Genomic DNA, 6,745 nt, shown 5'->3' with positions numbered 1-6,745 from the left:
TTCTCGCTGCCGGCGCGGCCGTTCGATGCCGCGCCGATCGCGATCCCGGCCGGGCTGCCGTCCGAGTTGCTGGAGCGGCGTCCCGACATCGCCGCAGCGGAGCGGCAGATGGCCGCTGCCAATGCCCGCATCGGCGTGGCCAAGGCGGCCTTCTTCCCGCGCATCACGCTGACCGGACTGTTTGGCTTTGAATCGGCGGACCTGTCCAACCTGTTCAAGTGGTCGTCGCGCACGTGGATGCTGGGCCCTCTGATCGGCTCGACCATCGCGCAGACGGTGTTCGACGGCGGCCGCAACAGTTCCAACCTGGCCGGCGCGCGCGCCGCGCACGAGGAGAGCGTGGCCGCGTACCGGCAGACCGTGCTGGTGGCCTTCCGCGAAGTCGAGGACAGCCTGGCCGACGTGCGCTGGTTGAGCCAGCAGGCGGGCGCGCTGGACAGCGCGCTGGGCGGTGCGCGCCGCGCGGCGCGGATCTCGCGCAGCCGCTACGATGCCGGCGCGGTCGACTACCTGGCCGTGATCGATGCCGACCGCACCGTGCTGCAGTCGCAGCGCGAAGCCAATGCGGTGGCCGGTTTGCGCGCTGCCGCAACGGTGTCGCTGGTCCGCCGGCTGGGCGGCGGCTGGGGGCCGGTGCCGGAGACGGTGGCGGCCGCGCAGCCGGCGCCGGCGCAATGACGCACTGCAACGCCGTGCCGTGACCGCGGCGGTGCTGGCGCGACGCCCCGGAATCACTACACTGGAAGCATCGCGCCACGCGTCCGGGGCGCCCGGGGACAGACCCGCGTGCGCCTGGTTCCGCCGCCATGCTTCGCTTCAGGAAACCGGTCTGGGGATTGATCTTTGCCGCGCTCACGGTGGCGCTGCTGCTGGTGCCATTGCCGTGGGCCGACCGCACCAGCATCCATGACGAAGTAGTGATCGCGCGCACCCCGACCGAGGTGTTCGACTATATTTCCACGCCGCGGCACTGGCCGGCCTGGTATCCCGCCTCTGGCGCGGTAGCCGGCGCGACTGACCATCCGCTGGGCCTGGGCGAGCGCGTGGCCGAAAGCTTTGTCGCAGGCGAGCGCAGCGCCGTGGTCATCTGGACCGTCACCATCAGCCAGCGGCCACGCCTCTGGGCGATCGCTGGCGAGGTGCCGGGCGGACGGCGGGCCGGCACCATCACCTACAAGCTCACGCCGGCCATGACGCCGTCGCTGACGCCGTCGGCGGAAAGCACGCGTTTCGAACGGGAATTCAGCTACCAGTCGCCCACGCTGCTCTTTGCGCTGATCAATCGCCTGATGCTGCGCTCGAGACTGCAGTCAGAGTCGGCCGAGGCGGTCAGGCGCCTGAAGGCGAGGCTGGAAGCACAGCAGGTGCCATAACCTTGCACGGCATTGCGATCGGCACTAAGTTGGAAACAGCGGCCAACGCCGCTGCAGGAGGTTTTTCATCATCATGATGCCCCGTACCCTTGGCCTCGATACCGCGACATGGGCGTGGCGGCTGGCATTGGGCGCCACGCTGGCGCTGGCGTTGCAGCTCGGCGCGGGGCCGTTGCGTGCGCAGCCGCATGAGTCGGGCTCGATCACGACCGGCGGATCGGCGCAAGTGCAGGGACCGGTGCGGGTCCATGGCACGCTTACCGTCGCCGGCCACGTCTTCGCCAGCGGCCCGCTGACCGCGGCGTATTTCACCGGCCCGGTCAGCGCCCGCGCGGTGCCGTATCGCGGCGGCTACCTGAAGGTGTTCAAGGGACCGTTGACCGTGCACGGAGACATGGTGGTCAATGGCGACCTGACCGTTGCCGGACCGCTGACCGTCGATGGCCCGCTTGCCGCCAGCGGCGGCATCGATGCCGACGGGCCGATGCGCGAGCGCGACTACGGCCGCTGAAGGCGCAGCCCTGCCGCGCGCCGTTCCCCTGTTGCACAATACCGGCTTTGCAGTCACTGCAATCCGTACGGGGAACACGCATGGCAAAGCAGGGCGAGGGCGCACTGGGCCTGAAGGGCATCGCCATGTTCGAGGCGGCCAAGGGCCTGCTGGTGATCGTCGCCGGCCTGGGGCTGGCGGCGCTGCTGCACCGCGATGCGCAGGCGCTGGCCGAAGCCATCATCCAGCGCCTGCACGTCAACCCCGCCAGCCGCTATCCCACCATCTTCCTGTCGCTGCTCGCGCATCCCGAGAACGCGCGGCTGTGGGCGATCGGCGGCTCGGCGGCGGTCTATGCGCTGATGCGCTTCGCCGAGGCTTACGGGCTTTGGCGTGGGCTCGCGTGGGGCAGCTGGATCGGCGTCTGGTCCGGCGGCAGCTATATCCCGCTGGAGCTGTACGAGGCCTTTGTCCACCCGAGCTGGCTGCATGGCGGGCTGGCGGCCGCCAACCTGCTGGTGGTGCTATACCTTGCGCGGGGATTGCTGATGCGGCGCGTGTCGGGCGGCTAGGGCGATGCGGTGGGGAGGGCGAGGTCGATCAGCAAGGGGTCGTGGTCGGACGACCGGTATGCATCGGGGGCGTAGTAGGCGGGCACCGAAGGCGCGCCCGGGGCCGGCGCATACGAGAACGCCGCGGGCTCGTCGGCATTGATATGCCATGCCTGCACGGCGACGACATGCCTTGCGGCCGCGGCATCGGCCAGCACATGGTCGAGGTAGCCGGCCTGCCCGTTATAGACGTAGCTGTAGGCGTGCGGTCCCGCCAGCTTCGCCACCATGTCCGCATAGCCGCGCCGTGCCAGCAGGCGCACCGGATCTTCCATCGCATAGCTGTTCAGGTCGCCGATCACCAGCACGCCCGCGCCGGGCGCGCCGGTCGGCACCGTGGCAAGCCAGTCGGCGAGGGCGCCGGCCGCTTGCATGCGCGAGGGATTCCAGCATCCCTGGCCATCCCCCTGGTCGGCTTGTGCGCCACCGGCTTCCATGCAGTTCTTTGACTTGAGGTGGTTGACCACGACCGTCACGGGCGCGCCGCCGGCCTTTGCCCGGAAGCTGGCGGCGAGCGGCTGCCGGTTGCGCGCGCCCAGCCACGTGGTGGCGGCACGGCCGACGATCTCCGCGGCGCGGGCGTTGTAGAGCAGGCCCACCGCGATCACGTCGCCGCCGAGCGCGGGCGTGCCGGGATCGACGACGCGCCAGTCGGGCCCGAGCCGCGCCGCCAGTTGCCCCGCGGCGCCGTCCGGGCCAAAGCCGTTGTTCTGCAGCTCCATCAGGCCGATCACGTCGGCATCCAGCGCGTGCAGCGCGGCGGCCAGCTTGGCTTCCTGCCGGGCCAGCGCCGCGGCGCTCCGCGCGCCGCGGTTGTCGGCCGAAGCGAGACCGCCACTGCCGCCATTGAAGTAGTTTTGCAGATTGAATGCCGCCACCCGCAACGTTGCGGCGGGATGGCGCGCCGGCACGCCCGGGCGCGGGTTGGTGGCCTGGAACGCCGGAGCCCGCGCGCCGCGCACCGGCTGCAGGCGCCACTGCCCGTGGCGCATCTCCAGCACGCCGGCCACGCCGCTGACGGTATCGCCGGCACGCAGCGGATGGGTGGCCGCAAGCTGCGGCGGCGGGTAGGGCACCACTTCCGGATACTGGCGCGTAGAGCCATCGTCGAGCAGCAGCCGGTTGCGCGAATTGGCTGCCGCGCCTTGCGCTGCCGCCGCGCCCGGCAAGGCGGCCTGCGTCGGCGCGAACGGGCGCCCGAGGCTCAGCGCCAGCGTGCCGTAGCGCGCCAGTTCATGGGTATCGCTGACCGTCAGCGTCTGCGGCAGCGTGACCAGCATGCCCGCACGGGCACGCAGGTCGGCATCGCTGGCTGGCAGCGTCAGCGTTGCCGGCGTGACCGGGATGCCGCTGGCGCAGACGGTCGGCGCATCGGACAAGGTGAGCTGCGTTTGTCCGAATTTTTCCTCGACCCTTCCGGACAGGCGCACCAGGTCGCCCGCGCGCGCCGTTGCCCGCGGCGCATAGACGAACAACCCTTCGGAAATGCCCGGCCGCCGCTGGCGCCGGGCGTCAGCCTGCTGCACGAAGAAGCCGCGCAGGCCGCGCTCGCCGCTGAAATCCGCGGTCACCACGGCTTCGAGTTCCACCGTGCGGCCGGACAATGCGCCGCCATCCTGGATCTGGGCAATGGCTGTCGCCGGCGCGCCGCATGGCTGCATGGCGCCAAATGCCGGCGCGGCACCGGGCAGGCAAAGAAGAACGGCTAAGGCAGGGATGCTAAGGTTTCCGGTCAGCGGTCGCAAGCGTGTCGGCATGGCAGTTCTGGCAACGAAGTGGCAAGGTCCACGATGCTAGCTGAGCCGTGTAACGGAATGCTTTCCGCGGCATGCGGCGCCGCGATCGTGCTAAGGTAGCAGGAACCCGCCGGCGCGCGCCGGCCTCCAACCCAAAGTCCCCGGAACCGCCATGATCAAGGAAATCGCCCAACTCACCATCAAGCCCGGCATGGAGCAGCAGTTCGAACAGGGCGTCAGCCAGGCCAAGCCGCTGTTCCTGCGCTCGCGCGGCTGCCACGGCGTGCAGCTGTTCCGCTCCATCGAGCAGCCCGAGCAGTACACGCTGGTGGTCGACTGGGAGACCGTGGAAGACCACATGGTCCACTTCCGCGAATCGCCCGAATTCCAGCAGTGGCGTGCATTGGTCGGCGATACCTTCGCCGCGCCGCCGAATGTGCACCACGTATCCAAGGCCCTGTAAGCGCGACCGATGAACACCCGGCCCGAGCGTCCCCGCCATTTCTCGATGCTGCGCGAGCTGCAGCTTGCCGATGTGTTCACGCTCGGCAATGCCGCCTGCGGCATGGCGTCGGTGTTCTTCGCCATGTTCTTCGTTGCGGACCAGCGGCTGTCGCACTTCTATACGGCCGCGGCGCTGGCGCCGCTGGCCTTCATCTTCGACGTGCTCGACGGCCGCATCGCGCGCTGGCGCCATGCCCATTCGGCGCTGGGGCGCGAACTCGATTCGCTGGCCGACGTGATCTCGTTCGGCGTCGGCCCGGCCACGCTGGCGTTTGCCGCCGGCATGCGCGGCGGCTGGGACCTGGCCATCCTGATCTACTTCGTCTGCTGCGGCGTGAGCCGGCTGGCGCGCTTCAATGTCACCGCCGAAACGCTGGCCGCCGGCAGCGACAGTGGCAAGGTGGCGTATTTCGAAGGCACGCCGATTCCGACCAGCGTGCTGCTCACCGCCGTGCTGGCGTGGTGTGGCTGGCAAGGACAGCTGGGCGGCGGCCTGCCCGGCGGCGCCTGGCTGCTGGGGCCTGCCGTGCTGCATCCGCTGGCGCTGCTGTTCGCGCTGTCGGGCACGCTGATGGTCAGCAAGACGCTGCGCATTCCCAAGTTCTGAGTCCGCCGGCGCGCGGATGCGGGCGGGCTTTTGTCAGGATGGACCGAAATCCGGCGATCCCGGCCCGCCTTGCATCATTTGTTGCGCCGCTTTCCGCCCGGGCTCATGCGCGTGCCGGCTCCGCCACTCCGGCCGCGCGCTTGCGGCTGACCATCAACGCCAGCAGCGCCGCCACCAGGCAGGCCGCGCCGGCTGCATACAGCGCCGGCGTATACGTCAGCAGCAGCGTGCGGGTCATCCCCGCGCCGAACGCCGCCACGGCCGCGCCGATCTGGTGGGCCGCGAAGATCCAGCCGAACACCATCGGCGCGCGCTCGCGCCCGAAGGTGGTTGCAGCCAGCTTGACCGTCGGCGGCACGGTGGCGATCCAGTCCAGCCCGTAGAACATGGCAAAGATCGACAGGCCATAGAGCGTGAAGGTCGAATGCGGCAGCCAGAACAGCGACAGGCCGCGCAGCCCGTAATACCAGAACAGCAGCTTGCGGCTGTCATAGCGGTCCGACAGCCAGCCCGACAAAATCGTGCCTACGAAGTCGAAGGCGCCCATCATCGCCAGCGCGGATGCGGCCGGCACCGGGCCCATGCCGAAGTCGCCGCACAGCGCGATGAAATGCGTCTGGATCAGGCCGTTGGTGCTCAGGCCGCAGATAAAGAAGGTGCCGGCCAGGACCCAGAAGGCCTGCGTGCGCGCGGCGTCGCGCAACACCACGAAGGGACCGCGCAGCGTCAGTGGTGCCGGGGGCGCCGGCGGCTGCACCGGCGTCGCGACCGGGACTTCGCCAAACGCCGCCAGGCCCACGTCGGCGGGGCGGTTGCGCATCATGCCCAGCACCAGCACTGCCAGCAACGCGCACGCGGCCAGCACGGGCAGCACCGCGACGCGCCAGCCCATATGTTCGATCAGCCAGGCCGCCACCGGCAGGAACGCGAGCTGGCCGGTGGCCGAACTGGCGGTCAGGATGCCGATGACCAGCCCGCGCCGCGCGCTGAACCAGCGGTTGGCGACCACGGCCGCCAGCACCAGCGCGGTCAGCCCGGAGCCAACGCCCAGCATCAGCCCCCACGCAACGAAGAGCTGCCACAACTCGGTCGACACCGTTGCCAGCGCCATGCCGCCGGCGATCAGTGCCAGCGCCGCGCACACCACGTTGCGCACGCCGAAGCGCTCCATCAGGATGGCCGAGAACGGCGCCATCAGCCCGAACAGCGCAAAGCGGAAGGCCAGGATCGACGAGATCTCATCGGTGTTCCAGCCCATCTCGCGTGCCAGCGGCGACAGGAACGCGCCGGGCAGGCCGAGCGCGGCCGAGGTAGTGAGCATCACCAGGAAGGTCAGGGTGGCGACCAGCCACGCGTAGTGGATGCCGCGCCGGTCGAGCCGGCTGGACAAGGCTTGCGCAAACATTGGATTTTTCTGGCCTCGG

The 6,745-nt window shown here is 69.8% G+C and carries 8 protein-coding genes; 6 read left to right on the top strand and 2 right to left on the bottom strand.

The window, feature by feature from the left end:
* The 4 genes from K309_RS39050 to K309_RS0135545 all read left to right on the top strand — a co-directional run.
* Nucleotides 1-678 (top strand): TolC family protein (locus tag K309_RS39050; RefSeq protein WP_035879001.1); only part of this gene is annotated, 678 nt, incomplete at its 5' end.
* A 128-nt stretch (nt 679-806) separates the two neighbouring features.
* Entirely contained in the window at nt 807-1,373 is a 567-nt protein-coding gene (locus K309_RS0135555) for an SRPBCC family protein (RefSeq protein ID WP_029050569.1), read from the top strand.
* A 73-nt stretch (nt 1,374-1,446) separates the two neighbouring features.
* A complete protein-coding gene (locus tag K309_RS0135550) occupies nt 1,447-1,884 on the top strand; it encodes a hypothetical protein (RefSeq protein ID WP_029050568.1) in 438 nt (145 codons plus the stop codon).
* Nucleotides 1,885-1,964: 80 nt separating this feature from the next.
* Nucleotides 1,965-2,435 carry a DUF2127 domain-containing protein gene (locus K309_RS0135545; protein WP_029050567.1) on the top strand — a complete coding sequence of 157 codons (471 nt, stop codon included), beginning with the start codon at nt 1,965-1,967 and terminating at the stop codon, nt 2,433-2,435.
* Here the strand turns inward: K309_RS0135545 and K309_RS0135540 are convergent.
* Nucleotides 2,432-4,231: an ExeM/NucH family extracellular endonuclease gene (locus tag K309_RS0135540; RefSeq protein WP_029050566.1), complete on the bottom strand. Its 1,800-nt coding sequence runs from the start codon at nt 4,229-4,231 to the stop codon at nt 2,432-2,434. The genes K309_RS0135545 and K309_RS0135540 overlap by 4 nt on opposite strands.
* Before the next feature lie 151 nt (nt 4,232-4,382).
* Here K309_RS0135540 and K309_RS0135535 point away from each other — a divergent pair, with 151 nt between their 5' ends.
* Nucleotides 4,383-4,673, top strand: coding sequence for an antibiotic biosynthesis monooxygenase family protein (locus K309_RS0135535; protein WP_029050565.1), 291 nt, complete (start codon nt 4,383-4,385; stop codon nt 4,671-4,673).
* A gap of 9 nt (nt 4,674-4,682) precedes the next feature.
* On the top strand, nt 4,683-5,321 hold the full coding sequence (locus K309_RS0135530) for a CDP-alcohol phosphatidyltransferase family protein (RefSeq protein WP_029050564.1): 639 nt from the start codon (nt 4,683-4,685) through the stop codon (nt 5,319-5,321).
* A 103-nt stretch (nt 5,322-5,424) separates the two neighbouring features.
* Here K309_RS0135530 and K309_RS0135525 read toward each other — a convergent pair whose 3' ends face one another.
* Nucleotides 5,425-6,726: an MFS transporter gene (locus K309_RS0135525; RefSeq protein WP_029050563.1), complete on the bottom strand. Its 1,302-nt coding sequence runs from the start codon at nt 6,724-6,726 to the stop codon at nt 5,425-5,427.
* Nucleotides 6,727-6,745 lie beyond the last annotated feature (19 nt).

Source organism: Cupriavidus phytohabitans (assembly GCF_000426345.1).
Lineage (GTDB): Bacteria > Pseudomonadota > Gammaproteobacteria > Burkholderiales > Burkholderiaceae > Cupriavidus.
This window is presented reverse-complemented; position numbering and strand designations above follow the sequence as displayed.